15 protein-coding genes are annotated in these 15,395 nt (G+C 63.9%); 8 read left to right on the top strand and 7 right to left on the bottom strand.

Annotated features, from left to right (window positions below; translation table 11 throughout):
• Positions 1-2: 2 nt before the first annotated feature.
• Positions 3-470 carry a ketosteroid isomerase gene (locus tag KW836_RS08275; RefSeq protein WP_175122611.1) on the top strand — a complete coding sequence of 156 codons (468 nt, stop codon included), beginning with the start codon at positions 3-5 and terminating at the stop codon, positions 468-470.
• 90 nt (positions 471-560) lie between these two features.
• On the opposite strand, the gene KW836_RS08270 is transcribed toward KW836_RS08275, so the two are convergent.
• Positions 561-1,508, bottom strand: a complete 948-nt coding sequence (locus KW836_RS08270) for an alpha/beta hydrolase (RefSeq protein WP_218342942.1) — start codon at positions 1,506-1,508, stop codon at positions 561-563.
• A 247-nt stretch (positions 1,509-1,755) separates the two neighbouring features.
• Here KW836_RS08270 and KW836_RS08265 point away from each other — a divergent pair, with 247 nt between their 5' ends.
• Positions 1,756-3,306 carry a hypothetical protein gene (locus KW836_RS08265; RefSeq protein ID WP_218342941.1) on the top strand — a complete coding sequence of 517 codons (1,551 nt, stop codon included), beginning with the start codon at positions 1,756-1,758 and terminating at the stop codon, positions 3,304-3,306.
• A 26-nt stretch (positions 3,307-3,332) separates the two neighbouring features.
• Here the strand turns inward: KW836_RS08265 and KW836_RS08260 are convergent, their stop codons facing one another.
• Both KW836_RS08260 and KW836_RS08255 read right to left on the bottom strand, forming a co-directional pair.
• Positions 3,333-4,316, bottom strand: a complete 984-nt coding sequence (locus tag KW836_RS08260) for a tripartite tricarboxylate transporter substrate binding protein (RefSeq protein WP_218342940.1) — start codon at positions 4,314-4,316, stop codon at positions 3,333-3,335.
• A gap of 154 nt (positions 4,317-4,470) precedes the next feature.
• The gene (locus KW836_RS08255; protein WP_255595174.1) at positions 4,471-5,343 is read right to left on the bottom strand and encodes a helix-turn-helix domain-containing protein; all 873 of its coding nucleotides are present in this window, start codon (positions 5,341-5,343) and stop codon (positions 4,471-4,473) included.
• A 115-nt stretch (positions 5,344-5,458) separates the two neighbouring features.
• Between KW836_RS08255 and KW836_RS08250 the strand changes: the two genes are divergently transcribed.
• The gene (locus tag KW836_RS08250; RefSeq protein ID WP_218342938.1) at positions 5,459-6,688 is read left to right on the top strand and encodes an MFS transporter; all 1,230 of its coding nucleotides are present in this window, start codon (positions 5,459-5,461) and stop codon (positions 6,686-6,688) included.
• A gap of 75 nt (positions 6,689-6,763) precedes the next feature.
• On the opposite strand, the gene KW836_RS08245 is transcribed toward KW836_RS08250, so the two are convergent.
• The gene (locus KW836_RS08245; RefSeq protein WP_218342937.1) at positions 6,764-7,654 is read right to left on the bottom strand and encodes a LysR family transcriptional regulator; all 891 of its coding nucleotides are present in this window, start codon (positions 7,652-7,654) and stop codon (positions 6,764-6,766) included.
• Positions 7,655-7,804: 150 nt separating this feature from the next.
• Here KW836_RS08245 and KW836_RS08240 point away from each other — a divergent pair, with 150 nt between their 5' ends.
• Together KW836_RS08240 and KW836_RS08235 are read left to right on the top strand one after the other, a co-directional pair.
• Entirely contained in the window at positions 7,805-8,806 is a 1,002-nt protein-coding gene (locus KW836_RS08240) for a tripartite tricarboxylate transporter substrate-binding protein (RefSeq protein WP_218342936.1), read from the top strand.
• Between the two features lie 46 nt (positions 8,807-8,852).
• On the top strand, positions 8,853-9,800 hold the full coding sequence (locus tag KW836_RS08235; protein ID WP_218342935.1) for an amidohydrolase: 948 nt from the start codon (positions 8,853-8,855) through the stop codon (positions 9,798-9,800).
• Between the two features lie 92 nt (positions 9,801-9,892).
• On the opposite strand, the gene KW836_RS08230 is transcribed toward KW836_RS08235, so the two are convergent.
• Positions 9,893-10,318: a helix-turn-helix domain-containing protein gene (locus tag KW836_RS08230; protein WP_218342934.1), complete on the bottom strand. Its 426-nt coding sequence runs from the start codon at positions 10,316-10,318 to the stop codon at positions 9,893-9,895.
• 93 nt (positions 10,319-10,411) lie between these two features.
• Here KW836_RS08230 and KW836_RS08225 point away from each other — a divergent pair, with 93 nt between their 5' ends.
• Entirely contained in the window at positions 10,412-11,365 is a 954-nt protein-coding gene (locus tag KW836_RS08225; protein WP_218342933.1) for an aromatic alcohol reductase, read from the top strand.
• Positions 11,366-11,498: 133 nt separating this feature from the next.
• Here KW836_RS08225 and KW836_RS08220 read toward each other — a convergent pair whose 3' ends face one another.
• Both KW836_RS08220 and KW836_RS08215 read right to left on the bottom strand, forming a co-directional pair.
• Positions 11,499-12,239, bottom strand: coding sequence for an SDR family NAD(P)-dependent oxidoreductase (locus KW836_RS08220; RefSeq protein ID WP_370633011.1), 741 nt, complete (start codon positions 12,237-12,239; stop codon positions 11,499-11,501).
• Between the two features lie 79 nt (positions 12,240-12,318).
• Positions 12,319-13,773 carry an MFS transporter gene (locus KW836_RS08215; RefSeq protein ID WP_218342931.1) on the bottom strand — a complete coding sequence of 485 codons (1,455 nt, stop codon included), beginning with the start codon at positions 13,771-13,773 and terminating at the stop codon, positions 12,319-12,321.
• Between the two features lie 148 nt (positions 13,774-13,921).
• On the opposite strand from KW836_RS08215, the gene KW836_RS08210 reads away from it, so the two are divergent.
• Positions 13,922-14,791, top strand: coding sequence for a LysR family transcriptional regulator (locus tag KW836_RS08210; protein WP_218342930.1), 870 nt, complete (start codon positions 13,922-13,924; stop codon positions 14,789-14,791).
• 72 nt (positions 14,792-14,863) lie between these two features.
• The gene (locus tag KW836_RS28110) at positions 14,864-15,322 is read left to right on the top strand and encodes a hypothetical protein (protein WP_218342929.1); all 459 of its coding nucleotides are present in this window, start codon (positions 14,864-14,866) and stop codon (positions 15,320-15,322) included.
• Positions 15,323-15,395 lie beyond the last annotated feature (73 nt).

The following is a 15,395-nucleotide window of genomic DNA, read 5'->3' as shown; positions in this document are numbered from 1 at the left end:
CCATGTCTGTTAAAGCTCTGACCCCTGTCGATCCGGCTGACGCCGACGCGGTGCGCGCCTGGTTCAAGGAACTGTCCGACCATGTCCAAGCCGTGGATTACGCAGCGGCGCGCCATTTGTTCGCGGAAGACTTTGTCGCGTTCGGCACGTACACCAACTTCGTGCATGGCCGCGATCATGCCGAGAAAAACCAGTGGCGCAACGTGTGGTTCAGCATCGACAAGTTCCTGTGGCGTCTGGACGACGTGCAGACCTTTGTGTCGCCGGACCGCCTGTTTGCCGTCGGTGCGGCGGTGTGGGACTCGATCGGCTATCACCCGGACGGCAAGACCTTCGACCGCCTGGGCCGCGCCACCGTGTCGTTCGCGCGTGAAAACGTTGGCGATCCGTGGGTGGCGACGCACACGCACATGTCGCTGTTCCGCGATACGCCCAGCGTGTCTCACGGAAACAAGCCCGTTCGGAGTTAAGCGGGACCGCCCCCCGATTCAGACGCCGCCCTCTCCGGCCTGATGCCGCGACGCCGTGGTCGTGGCATCAGGATCGGTCAACCAAGGCGCTCAGGCCAGCAGCAGACGCAACTGCCGCACCAGATCCGAGCGGGCCTCCTGCGCTTGCGGCAGGATGCGGGTCATGCTGATGAAGCTATGCGGCACGCCGGGGTAGATTTTCTGCCACGGCTGCGCGCCCGCCTCGCGCAACGCCTGCGCCAGGTCCTTGGTGTCGTCCAGCAAGGGATCAAGCTCTGCGGCTTGCAGGATGGCGGGCGGCAGACCCTGCACGCTGCCCAAGAGCGGCGCAACGCCAGGGTCCTGCAATTGCGCTTCATCGGCCACATACTGGCGCCAGAACCAATCCAGCTTGTCGGTCGACAACCCAAAGCGGCCATCGCCCAGTTCCTGCTGCGCAGGCGTATCACGGCGCGCCGACAGCATGCCGTAGATCAGCGCAATCGCGCGCAGCAGCGGCTCGCCCGCATCCCGCAGCCGTTGCGCCGCCGCCAGCGTCAGGTTGCCGCCAGCGGACTCTCCGCCCAGGCTCAAGCGTCCGGCATCCAGGCCCAGCGCTGCCGCATTGCCATGCAGCCAGCGCACCGCTCCCAAGACCTGATCGACCGCCACCGGGTATCGTGCTTCGGGCGCCAGCGCATACTCCAACCCGCCCGTCACGATGCCGGCCTCATTGGCAATCTCGCGTTTCCAGCGATCCAATGTTTCCAGATCGCCGTGCGCGAACCCGCCGCCGTGCAGATGCAGATACAGCGGCAGCGCCTTGCCCTCCGAGCCCGCGGGATAGTAAAGCCGCAACGTCGCCGGCACCGGCAGATGATCCAGCCGATGCTCCACCACCCGCCCGACCTCGGGCACGTCCCCAGCCAACCAGATCTGATAGCCGCGCGCCTGCCGGCGCACTTGATCCAGCGGGGTGGTCAGCACGTTGGGGGTGCCGACACCGGCTTCACGGCCCAAGGCCTGGGCGGCTTGTACTTCGGGTGACAGGGTGCTCATGATGCGTCCGATGCAATGAAGGAAGGCTGGCCAACGGCGGCGGCCAAAACCGCTCAGTATGGACACGCCGGGCTCAGGCGTCCAAATACGATTCAGACATATGCTTTTAACCTGCAGCGGAAGGCAGGTGTTCCCCCGAGCCTGCGATGGCGGCGCCTGCGCGACAGGGGCCAAGGTGCGCGATCCACGGGGACAGATCGCAACCGTATACTGCGCATTCTTTGAATGCCTATCGGAAGCCCCCCGCATGTCTTACACGCCCGGCGATATCTACGTCACGTTCAACCGCCGCCTGCAGGCCTACACCGCCTCGCAAATCACGCACGTGAAGGGTGACGGCGCGGACGCCGAGATCGCGGTGCTGAGCCTGGACTGGGTGGGCAGCGCGTTGCCCGGCGACGCCGACATCGCCGCGATGCGGCCGGCGCACTTCGACTTCTACTTCTGGCGCGACCGCGTGGACCATACGTGGATCAGCGGGCCGGTACCCACGCACGCCAAGCACGTGGGCTGGCGCGAGCCGCTCGTGACCGAGGAGTCACGCTCGTATTCCGGCGGCTGGTCCAGTGGCGACATGCTCTACAACCAGCGCCGCTGGAACGCGATCGACGCCGGCGTCCGTGCGCGATTCAAAGCGGCCGCCCACGCGGATACGCCCGATAACACCGTAGTGCTGGAGCAACCAGGCCGCACGATCACGCGCGCCATGCGCGGCCTGGACAGCGCGGCGCTGCTCGCCGCGCCGTCGCTCGCGACGTTCGACGACATGCCCTTGCTGATCAAGCTGCACGTGGATGCGCCCGTGCCCGGGCTGATCGAATGGGCCCGCACGAAGCCGATTCTCAGCGAACTGGAATACGCCAGTTTCGGCGAGCCGGTCGTCGACCTGCGCGGCACCTCGTTCGGGCGGGTCGCGATTGACGTGACCGGCGTGCGCAAACTCTATTTGAATGACGGGCTGAACACGCTGTCGCTGCGCGGTGAAGTGCATCCCGACCTGGTCGTGCACGCCGAAGACGACGGCATGTGGTTGCGGCTGGAACGCGAAAACGCCATCTGGTCCGGCGCCGGATTGACGCGCCTTGGAGCGATCTCGCTGCGCGGCATGAAGACGCTGGACTGCGCCGAGGTCGCGCGTATCTTTCCGCACCTGCACTCGCTGTATGTGTGGGGCGCCCCCGGCGTGACCACCGGCATCGAGCATCTGGCGGCCCTGCGCGAGCTGGCGATGATCCTGATCAACGACGTGTTCCCGCCTGCCGAGAGCCGCCTGCCCGGGCCGGACGCCTGGCCCAAGCTGCAATCGCTCTGGCTCACGAGCATGCCCGCTGAGATCCTGGCGCAGGCCAAGAAGGACTACAAGAATGCCGCAGCGGCGGGTCTGGATCTGGAAGTCAGCAAGCCCCGCAAGCCCGAATGGCTGGCCGCGAATCTGGACAATCCGTTTCGCGAATGGGACGGCAGCGAGCACATCACGGCCGCCCAGTCCAAGAAAGCCGCCGCGTTGTACCGCAAGACCCGCGCCGACGCTCTGAAGGCCGCCGCGACCCAGGCCGCGGATGCGCAAGCGCTGATGGCGACCCTGTCCGAGATCGTGCGGGCGTATACCGAAGGCTTCAACGCGCTCGACCGGCGCACCGGCTTCATCGAGACGGTGGAACGCGATCAGATCTACGTGGCGCTGATGGGCATCCTGGACGCCGTCCAGGCCAAGCTCATCGAGGACGCGGGTGAAGACGCGGCCGTGCTGGATCGCGATGCGCTGGATCGTGCGGTGGATGAGGTGCGGGACTTTTAAGTGCGGCACGCTCATCCTTGTGCTGTCTACTGTTCCTTCAACCCCAACGATTTCATCAGCGGCGCGAACAGCTTCTTCTCTTCCTGCACGCGCGCGGCATAATCGGCCGCGCTCAGCGGTATTGCTTCGGCGCCCGCATCCAGAAAGCGCTTCTGGATGTCCGGCCGCGCAAGCACCTTGTTGAGCTCAACGTTCATGCGCTCGACCACATCATCTCGGGTGCCAGAGGCGGCATATACGCCGAACAGGCTGTCCGCGAAAACCCCGTCGATGCCGACCTCGGAGAACGTTCGAATGTCGGGCGCCACGGCAGCGCGCTGCCGGCTTGCCACCGCCAGCACTTTCAACTTGCCCGCTTGCACCATGGGAAAGACCGTCGCCGGTCCAAACGCAAAGTCGATCTGGCCCGCTGCCAGGTCTTGTATCGCCGGCGCCACGCCGCGATACGGCGCATGGGTAGCTTGCATGCCCGTCGCCTGCTTGAGCAGTTCACCGGCCAGATGCGGCGTCGTGCCGTTGCCGGCAGAACCGTAATTGAGCGGATCGGGCCGCTTGCGCGCGTATTCCACGAACTCCTCGAGCGTGTTGACGCCGAGCGAGGACCGGACAAACAGGAACAATTGGCTGTTGGCCAGCAACCCAACCGGCCGCAAATCCTGCTGCGGATCGAACGGCATGTTGGCGAACATCAGCGGGTTGACCGACTCGGTCGTCGAGGGATTGAGCAGGAAGGTGTGGTTGTCCTTTCCATTGCGCGCCACCTCGGCGCCCGCCACGTTGCCGCCCGCACCGCCCCGATTCTCCACGATGACGGTCTGCTTGAAGGCCTCGGCCAAGTGCGGTTGCACGGTGCGCGCCAGCACATCGACCAGCCCGCCCGGCGCCAGTCCCACGACCAGGCGCACGGGTTTGGTGGGCCAGGCCTGAGACGGCGTCTGCGCATGGCTACCCGTCGTCCAGCCGGTCAGCGCCAGCATCATCACGGCCAGACAACGTCTACGCAGCAGCATGCGATTCTCCAGATGGGGCGTCACCCCGCAATGTCGCGCACGGTGCGTCACGTGCCGCACCACGGTGAGCCGCCTTCATGCCTTATCGGCGGCGGCCCTGCATCCGCCGCCCATTCTTCACAAAAGTTTAAGCATAAAGAATCCCGGAATAACCCTAATTCCCCGGGTACGAGCGAGGCGCCTCGTGGTCCTGCTGTTCACTGAATTCAACCTTCTGAGCGGATGTGGGCGCAATGTCACGGTATGGCGTGCGTGCTCGCATATACGCCATCGGGCTGCACTTCATCTCCGTGCGGAACGCAAAGATGAACGACGACGTGGAACCATAGCCGAGTTCCAAAGCAGTCCCCGTTACGTCGAGACCACTTTCCAATAGCTCGATGGCTCTGAACAACTTCAGCCGGCGCCGCCAGTCGCGCAGCGTCAACCCGGTTTCCGCAAGGAATTTTCTGGCCAGCGTCCGCCCGGACATCCCCAATTCCCTGCCCCAATCGTCCGGGCTCCTTTGATCGGCCGGCCGGTTGTACAAGGCTTCGCAAATGGTCAATAGCGGGCGGCTCGCCGGCCACGCCAGCACCAATGAAATCGGGGTGGCACGGCACAGTTGGTCGAGCACCAACCGATACACCCGGCCGAAGTATTCGTCTTCGTCCGAGCGCCCTTGAATTGCCGCCGCCTCAACGATCAACGCTTTCAACAACGCAGACACGCCAAAGACCGCCACCCCGTCCTCGGAAAGCGTTCCCCCGGGATGGTCGGCAAGCCACAAGCTGCGGTACTCGGCGCCGAGAAAGGAACCGACGCTATGGACAGTCCCGGACGGAATCCAGGCGGCCTGGTTTGGGGAGATGGCGAAAGAATGGTCGTCTGCCGTGACCATGAGGACGCCAGAGACGGCGTATACGACCTGGTGCCATTCATGCGTATGCGCGGCAAAGTAATCCCGCGCGCCAATGGACTGCACCCTCATGGTCATTGGCGCCGGCGGCCGGACGTCGGCGGGGGCCGTAATGGCTTTCCATTGCATGAGCGCGTTCATATGTCGCCGATTCTATATAACTTGGCAATCTGTCGATAGATCGCCTACGTAACTTTGCGTTGTAATGCCAGCTCACCTGGCCCGTCCCACGCCGTTCACCGCAATGACACAAAGTAGCGCCTCCCCTGGGCATGATCGCCCCGCCGTTCTGCCCGAGGGCGTTCAACAAGGCAATATCTGGCGACTGATCACCGCCCAAGCCCTGGCGGGCGCGAATTCGGTGGTGGTCTATGCAACCGGCTCCATCGTTGGCAACATGCTTGCCCCGACGCCCATGCTCGCGACCCTGCCGATTTCCATTTTTGTCGTCGGCATGGCGACATGCACGCTGCCGATGGGCGCCGTCGCCAGGCGTCACGGCCGGCGTGCGGCATTTCTGCTGGGCACCGGCGCTGGCGTGCTCACCGGCCTGCTGGCGATGCTGGCGGTCATGATCGGAAGTTTCTGGCTATTCAGCCTGGCCACGTTCTTCGGCGGTGTCTATGCGGCAGTGGTCCTGTCCTTCCGCTTCGCCGCCGCGGACGGCGTGGAGCCCAAGCGACGGGCGCGCGCGCTATCCCTGGTCATGGCGGGTGGCGTCGCCGCCGGGGTCGTCGGGCCACAACTCGTCACCTGGACGATGAACCTGTGGCCGCCGCACATGTTTGCCGCCACGTTTCTGGCGCAAGCGGCGGTTGCAGCGATTTCCGCGTTCATTCTTCTCGGCGTCAGATTGCCCGCGCCCACTGCCGCCGAGGTCGCGGGCGGACGCCCGCTTTCCGAGATTGCGCTGCAACCGCGGTTCATCGCCGCAGTGATCGCTGGCGCGGTCTCATACATGCTCATGAACTTCCTCATGACGGCCGCACCGCTGGCAATGCACATCTGCGGCCACTCCCAGGAGTCCGCCAACCTGGGACTGCAGTGGCATGTCATTGCCATGTACGCGCCCAGTTTCTTCACCGGCAGACTGATCTCCCGCTTTGGTGCGGGACGGATCGCAACCATGGGCCTCGTGTTGATTGGCGTGGCGGCTGCGGTAGGTCTCGGCGGTATCGACGTCATGCACTTCTGGTGGTCACTGATCCTGCTCGGCGTGGGATGGAACTTCGGGTTTCTGGGCGCATCCGCGCTGGTGCTGGAATGCCATCGGCCCGAGGAAAAGACACGCGTCCAGTCGCTGAACGACTTCATCGTCTTCGGCCTGATGGCCATCGGCTCCTTTTCATCGGGGGGCCTGCTGTCGGCTTTCGGCTGGAACACGGTGCTGTGGGTGTCATTCATTCCGCTGGCGCTGTCCGTCGCCGCCCTTGGCGTTGCCATGCGGAGAAAGGCCGTCGCACTGAGCCGGTGAAGCCACATGCCACAAGCGATTCGCGCCTGACTGGCGCGAGCTGACATTCGAACGCGGCCCCCGGTTGACGCCCGCCTACTCGGCGGCGAGCGACAGCTCATGCACTAATCCGGCCTCGAGCTGCCGCGCCACGCGCCCCAGCCCGCGGTTCAGCGGCCACACGATGTCCAGATCAAGCCCGCCTTCCACATCGACGGGCACGACACTCAGCCCGTGTCGCCGCGCATACAGGCCGCTCATGCTATCCAGGATGGCCACACCCAGGCCGCGTTCCGCGAAGGCGCAGGCGGCCGAGTACTGATTCACTTCGATCACCGGCAGAAACGGCAAGCGCTCCTGCTCGAACTGCCGCGCCGTCAGCGCCCCCACCTGCAAGTGCCGGCTGAGTGAGATGTAAGGGATGTCCGCCAGGTCGGCCAATGCGAGACGGTGGCGATCCGCCAGCGCGTGGCCTGCCGGCATCACGGCCTGCAGGCTCAGCCGCGCCAGCGTGCGCTGGCCCACGTTCGGCAGCGCCGCAGAACCGATCACGATGCCGATATCGATGCGCTGATCGGCCGCCAGCCCCGCCACGCCCAGCGTCATGTCCGTGCGCACGCTGACGCGCACACCGGGCTCGCGAGCCTGCAACCAGGCCATCGCGCCAGGCAGAATGCTCGCGCCCACCGCCGCCACCGCCCCGACGTCGAGCCGCGCATGCGCCCCGCCCCGCATGCTGGCCGCCACCCGTTCGGCGTTGTCCATCGCCGCCAAGGCATGGACGATCTCCGGCAGCAGCATGCGTGCCTCGGCGGTCAGTGCCAGCCGGCGCTTGTCGCGGCTGAACAGGGCAAAGCCCAGCTTGTCTTCCAACGACTTCAGCATCGCGCTCGCCGCCGGCTGCGACATACCGGTGGCGGCCGCCGCCAAGGTGACGGAGCCCGTGCGCCCCACCGCTTCGAAAAGCGCCATTTCGCGTTTGTTCATGTGAACCTCGGTGCTCATACACATTCATGTATGAAATGACTCAATTTATATATTTGACTATATCAACCGGCGCATCGGACACTGGCTCCAACATCACAACAGCCGGCGCGGCCTGGATGCGGCGCACGGCAATATAGCGAGGAGACACCGATGCAAACGAAACCTGGCGCACACCCACGCAGGCTGCTGGCTAGCCTGTTCGCGCCGCTGCTGGGAAGCGCTTTGCTGGCTTGCGCAGCGCCCGCGTTGTCCGAGACGGCGGGCGGCACGATCCGGATCGTCGTCGGTGCGCCGCCGGGTGGCGCGCCCGACACCGTGGCCCGCATCGTCGCGCAGCACATGCAGGTGGGCGGGCGCGCCGTGATGGTCGAAAACAAGAACGGCGCCGCCTCCATGATCGCGGCGGCCTACGTGGCCCGCGCGCGGCCCGATGGCAACACCCTGCTGCTCGCCAGCCAGACGACAGTCGCCGTCGCGCCCACGCTGCAGAACGTGACAACGTTCGACCCCATGAAGGACTTCACCGGCGTGGCGCTGGTGGGCAGTGCGCCGCAAGTGCTGCTGGCCGGGCCGAAGCTGCGCGCCAACTCCGTCCAGGAGCTCATCGCCCAGGCCAAAGCCGCGCCGGGCGAGATCGATTTCTGCTCGGGCGGCATCGGCACCTCGCCCTACATGGCGGCCGTGCTGTTCGCCCAGACCGCGGGCATCGAATTGCACAGCATCCCGTTTGCGGGCGAACAAGCCTGCATCACCGAAATGCTGGCGGGCCGGTTGCCGTTCATGTTCGCCAACGCCTCGACGGCCCTGCCCTACATGAAGGACCAGCGCCTGCGCGCCCTGGCCGTGACGAGCAAGGCGCGCGTCGACTTCGCGCCGCAATTGCCGACCACGGCCGAAGCGGGCCTCAAGGATTACGAGGTCGCGACGTGGCTTGGCCTGCTTGCGCCTGCCGCCACGCCGCCCGACGTCGTCAACGCGCTGAACGCGGAAGTGCGTCGTGTGCTGCGCCTGCCGGATGTGCGCGAAAAGCTGGAGGCGCAAGGGTACGCGCTGTCGGACGACAGCCCGGCGGCCTTCACGCGCTATTACCAGGCCGATCGCGACAAATGGGTGCGGCTGATCCAGACCGCCGGCATCAAGCAGAACCCCTGAGCGCGGCCGTGTGCACGCCCTTCCCCATCATCTTCCCGAGCATTCCATGAGCCGTACCCAGCTTGCCGCTTCTTCCGACGACCCGCGCACCGTGCTGGGCGTCCGTCACAGCCCGGTCACCGGCACAATTCCGCCGGGCGCTTGCGATTGCCATGTGCATATCTTCGGCCCGTTCGACCGCTATCCGCTGGCCGAAAACCGCGTGTTCATGCCGGGGCTTGCGTCGACCGACGATCTGCTTGCGCTGCACGCGGCGCTTGGGATCGACCGCGCTGTCGTCGTGCAGGCCAGCCCGCAAGGCACCGACAATCGGTGCATGACCGATGCCCTTGCCACCCTGAATGCGGCAGGCCATGCATCCCGCGGCGTCGCGGTCCTGGCGCCCGATATCTCGCGCGACGGCCTGCGCGCGCTGCATGCGGCGGGCGTGAGAGGCGCCCGCGTCAACCTGCAATCGTTCGGCCAGCAGGATCCGGCCATCGCGCGCGATGCGCTGGCGCGAACAGCCGAACAGGTAGCCGACCTGGGTTGGCACGTGCAGATCTACACCACGCTGCCGGTCGTGAGCGCGCTCGCGCCCGCGCTGCGCGACTGCCCCGTGCCTGTCGTGATCGATCATTTCGCACTGGCAAGCGCCGTGGCCGGTACGGGTCAGCCCGGCTTCGATGCGCTGCTGGAAATTGTGGCGTCAGGCAATGTGTACGTGAAGCTCTCTGCCCCGTACCGCCTCACGGTTTGGCAAGATGGCCGCCCGCCCATCGAGGCGCGAGAGATCGCACGAGCGCTGATCGATACGCGGCTTGATCGCATGCTGTGGGGCACCGACTGGCCGCATTCGGGGGCCTGGCCGGGCGTGGCCCGCACGCGTGATCGCAGTGAACCGCTGCATCCGATTGACGATGGCGAACAGCTGTCGGCGTTCTGCGCGTGGGTGAGCGAAGCGGAGAAGCAGGCGATCCTGGTCGATAACGCGGCGCGGCTTTATGACTTTTGAGCCGGGCACGCGCCCCCGAGTGCCGCACTTATCGCGCTGATTCGTGGACATCTCGACGACACCCTGGACGAGACGGAAATGGCGGAATCAACTCATGCAGAGCGGCTTTTGCCCTCCGCGCTCTGCAGCCTGTCGAAATTTTGCCGCGATTCCCGGAAGCGGTCCGCATTTTCCACAATCCAGGTCCACAACGGAACCATGCGGACGAGCAACTCCATGCCCGTATCGGAAAGTTCGTACTCGACTCTTGGGGGCACCTCTCCGAAGTCATGCCGAAGCACCAAGCCGTCCCGCTCGAGCTGCCGCAAGGTCAGCGTCAGCATACGTTGCGTGACGCCATGCATGCGCCTGCCGATCTCGGCATGCCGCAACCTTCCATACACGCCGAGCGTGTGGACAACACCCAGAGACCAGCGGCTTCCGGCATGTGCGAGTACCTCTCGCCGCAGCCCATCGTCATCATCCCGCAGGCCGTCACAAACGGTCTGTGAGTATCGGAGAATTTCGTCTCGATCCATCGCATCCAGCTCCCAGTATCACGCGTGTGCCTTCTTACATCCACGATGAAGCATTGCTAGACTGCCTCAACGCAATCGTAAGTGGGCTTCATCATGAACCAAACAGACCTTGACGCTACGTCTAAAAACATTCTGGTGCTCGGGGCCGGCGAACTCGGCCTTCCGGTGCTGCGCAATCTTGCGCGCAAAGCCAAAGACGTCGAGGGCGCAAGGATCAACGTGCTATTGCGCGCGAGCGCCATCGAATCGCGCGAGCCAAACAAGCGAAATGATATCGCGGAGATCCGAGACCTCGGGATTGAGATCGTGTCAGGCGATCTTGTTAAGAGCTCCATCGACGAGCTCTCGGCTGTATTCGCGCGGTACGACACTGTGATTGGTTGTGCCGGCTACGCAGCGGGAATCGACACTCCGATGAAGCTCGCCCGCGCCGCCTTGCAGGCACGCATTCCGCGGTACTTCCCTTGGCAATTCGGAGTCGATTTTGACGTGATCGGTCGTGGAGGTCCGCAAGACATTTTCGACGCTCAGTTGGACGTGCGCGAACTATTGCGCAGTCAGCGGCAGACCGAGTGGGTCATCATCTCGACCGGCATGTTCATGAGCTACCTTTTTGAGCCTGAGTTCGGAGTCGTTGATTTGCAGAACAATGCCGTCCATGCGCTTGGTACCCTCGACACCGCCGTAACGCTGACGACGCCCGAGGACATTGGCGCGCTGACCGCCGAAATCGTCTTCGCCACGCCTCGTATCCGTAACGAAATTGTGTATCTTGCCGGCGACACCGTGACGTACGGCGAAGTCGCCGACAAGCTGCAAGCGGGCCTCGGGCGTCCATTCAAGCGTTCGGCTTGGAGCGTCGAGTATTTGCTGGATGAACTGGCGCGCGACCCGCAGAACATGATGCGCAAATACCGCGCAGCCTTTGCGCAAGGCAGGGGTATGTCATGGGACAAGGGCGGGACGTTCAATCAGCGCAAAGGGATTCCGGTCACCGATGTCGCGTCGTGGATTGACGCACATCTCGGGTCACTCCGATCCAAGTAGACAATCGACAGGCATCTGGCAAGCTCAGAATGCGGCAGCCAACCGGAACAGGAAGCTGTTGCCCATGCGGGAAGCAGCTTCTGCGGCCGCCACCGCCACATCAATACCTCGTGCATCCCAGCAAAAGACCGCATCACGCGCTTATGCCGCCATCGACAAGAATTCCCGACCCGGTGACATATGCGGCGCCCGGCCCCGCCAGGAAGGCGACGGCTTCGGCGACCTCCCTGGTCTTTCCGTAGCGGGCAATTGACAAGCTTGGCAAGATGGATGCGGCGAGGGGGCCGTCGGCAGGATTCATGTCCGTGTCGATGGGACCAGGGCGGACAAGATTGACGGTGATGTCACGGTGCCCCAGCTCACGTGCAAGCCCGCGGGTAAAGCTCTCCATCGCGGATTTGGTCGCCGCATAGACTGCGATGCCGGCGAATGGCACCGACAAGCCGGCATTGCTGCCAATCGTGATGATGCGGCCGCCATCAGGAAGGTATCTCAGCGCGGCCTGGGTGGTCATGAACACGCCGCGCACATTGACGTCCAGCTGCAGGCTTATCTGCTCCAGCGACTGCTCGGAGAACGGACCTGAAATCAGAACGCCGGCGTTGTTGACGAGGATGTCCAGGCCCCCTAGTTCATCCACGGTCCTATCTACCGCGGCCTTTACCGCATCAGGGCTGGCAGCATCGGCCTGAATCGCAACGGCGTTGCGGCCGAGGGCGCGAATCTCGGCAGCCAGCGCCTCGGCCTTCCCCACTGATTTCTCGTACGTGATAGCGACGTCCGCGCCGTCTTCGGCCAGCTTGAGCGCAATGGCCGCGCCGATGCCACGCGCAGCGCCGGTGACAAGCGCCCGCTTATGGGCAAGACCAGGCAAGGAATTCTTCAAAGCAGTGTTCATAGCAGAGGGCTCTCTCGGAAGCATGCATCCACGATGCAAAAGGATTCTCGATCTTTCATATTTCTTGGCGTTTCCAACTTAATGCGGCGGCCAGCGCCAGTGATGCGGCTATCGCCAATGAGGCCACCGCAAATCCAAGCTGCACGTCCTGAGCGCTTGCCCCATCAGGCGCGATCGCGATGAACAGACCGCCGACCAAGGCGACGCTTACTGCAGCGCTGATCTGCAATGTGGCGTTTACCAAGCCCGAGGCCAACCCGGCCCAACGTGTTTCCACATGGTCCACGTTCAAGCGCACCAACGCAGGAAGGGCGATGCCTTGCCCGGCGCCAATCAAAAACAAGGGCAACGCCAGCCAGGACGGCGCATTGGCCAACGCCAACACTGCGACCATGACGAGACCGAGCACCTCCAGAACCATGCCGAACCCGGCGGTGCGTGAGCCTATTTGCCGAGCGATGTGCGGGCTGCACAGCGGACCAAGAAAAAACCCGACGCCAAGCGGCAGGATGGCCAGGCCGGCTGTCATCGCGTCGTGGCCCAGGCCGGCGTGTTCGTACACGGCGAACACCAGGAAGAACGCGGCTAGCGCATAGAAAAGGAACGTTGATGCCAAACTGCGTCGCAACCCGCGCACGGCCAGAAGCGATGGCAGGACCAGTGGGGTTCTGCCAGCGCGCTCCTCTGCCTGTTCGTACTTCCAGAAGAGACATAGCAACGGCATGCTCACCGCCAGCGGCACGATGCACCACCAGGGCCAATGATGTTGCTGCCCTTCGATAAGCGGAACCACGAGCGCCAGCAAGCCTATCGCCAGCAGCACCGCGCCGGGCACGTCCAGGCGTGGCGAATGTTCGTCACGAGTTTCTCGCAGCAACCTCATTGCAGCTGGAATGGCAACGATGATGATGGGAAGGTTGATCAAAAAGACGCTGCGCCACCCCAGTCCCCACGGACTCGTCGAAACCAGCACTCCGCCAAGCAATTGCCCCCCCACCGAGGCGAAGCCGAAGGTCGCACCGTATCGGCTCAGCGCGCGATTCTTTTCGCTTGCCGGAAAGATGGCATGTATCGATGCCAATGATTGCGGCGCCATGATCGCGGCAGATATCCCTTGCAGCAGCCGGCCGGCGACAAGCATGCCCGGGGACGGCGCCAGGCCGCACAACGCGGACGCCACGCCAAAGCCGAGCATGCCCGCGATAAACACGCGCTTGCGGCCATAAAGATCCCCCAGACGACCTCCCAGGATCAGCGTGACGGCATAGGCGGCGGCATACACCGAGATCACCAACTGCGAGACGTCGGAAGAAGCTTGCAGGTCGGTCCGTATGGCGGGCAGCGCCCCATTGACGATGAAGAAGTCCAAAGGCGGCAGGAGCGTGCCAGTCAACAGGACGGCCAAGGCGAGCCAGCGACGGGGATCAGCGGCGGCTGTCCCAGCCGCGCGTTCGGATGACGCCAGCGCTGCTTCGAGCGCGCCTGCAACGTGGCGGGGTTCAATATTCATAGCTTGAGGCTCCAAATCAGATGTGCCTGAGCGTGAGCGCAACGGTTCGCCAGGACATTTCATGGAACGCATGATCCTCTGAACAATGTTGTTCGGACACTGACATACATGTATATTTTCCGTACATTTTTGTACGCAATGGATTGGCATGGATTGGAATGACGTTCGCATCTTTCTAGCGGTTGCTCGCAACGGATCCTTCGGCGGCGCGGCCCGGACACTGAACGTCAGTCATCCGACAGTGGGTCGCCGCATCAAGGTGCTTGAGGAGAAAGCCAAGCAGGCACTCTTTCGAAGAACAAAGGATGGCCTGGTGCTCACGGATGCCGGTGACAACGTGCGGGCGCTGGCGGAGTCCATGGAAGATTCCGCGCTATCCATGGAAAGGCGTCTGACCGGCAACGACCAGCGCCTGGAAGGCATCCTGCGAATCTCTTCCGCGGAATGGTTCGCCGGCTATGTCCTGGCGCCCGTCCTGGTCGAGTTGACCCACCGCCATCCCGCTGTCGTGCCGGAAGTGATTGCCAGCCATCGCTTACTCGATCTCTCACGGCGGGAGGCCGACGTGGCCTTTCGCATCGTGCCTTTCAGCGAACCGGATATTGTCCAGCGCCGCCTGATGCGCATGTCATATGGCGTCTATGCGTCGGCGGCAACCGCCCAGGCCTTGCAGGAGGATCCCGCATCAGTGGGCGTCATTCTGATGAACACCGCCCAGTCGCATTTCCCCGATGTGGCTTGGGTGCTGGAGAGGTTTCCGCGCAGCCGGCGCGCGTTCACAAGCACGAATCGTTCGGTGCAGGCGCAGATGTGTTTGAGGGGTGTGGGCATCGCGGTGCTGCCCCGGCCGCTAGGCGATGCAGTTCCCGGATTGCAGCGCCTGCACACGCCGGATGAACCACCCACGCGGGATATATGGGTCGGCTACCACCAGGACCTGCGGCACATGGATCGCTTGCGGGTGATGCTGGATATCGCCGACATGATGCTGTCGAACACCAGCATTCCAGCGCCTTGAGCGCAGGCTCGCAGATCCAGCCGCGGGGGATGGCAATCCAGCGCCGACTCCGGAACGCGCAAAACTCTAACCATGACGCTTTCGCAGCATCTGGAGCGCGTCATGCAGATGCCGGACATCCATGAGAAGTTTGCAGGCGCCTTTCTGGACGCGATGCCTACCGGACCGGCCGCCTTCGCCAAACGCTACGAAGCGGTGAATCCCACGTCAGTCGCAGGTTGTCCAAACTTCGACACCGGCCGCGCCGCCAGGGCGCGAATCGCCCCCCCGAGGCGAATCCGACCGCCCCGCCCCCATGCCATTGACGGCGGAAGCGGCCCGCTCACCCGCAGCGCCAAGCTTGAAGACCGCCACGGTGCGCACCAACGCGGACGCCTGATCGGCCAGGCTGTTTGCAGCGGCGGCCATCTCTTCGACGAGCGCTGCGTTCTGTTGCGTCACTTCGTCCATCTGCATGACCGCTTGTCCCACCTGGCCGACGCCCGTGCTCTGCTCTGCTCTGCACAGCGAATGGGCTTCGCGAAAGCGTAGCCACGTGTACGAGAGTCCTGAGCCAACCTGCAGAGGTTGCCGTATTCGAGCTGCGGGTATCGAATTGCTCTGT

The organism is Achromobacter sp. ACM05, assembly GCF_019218915.1.
Classification (GTDB): domain Bacteria; phylum Pseudomonadota; class Gammaproteobacteria; order Burkholderiales; family Burkholderiaceae_B; genus Achromobacter; species Achromobacter animicus.
The sequence above is the reverse complement of the archived record's forward strand: the minus strand, read 5'-3'. Positions and strand labels throughout refer to the sequence as shown.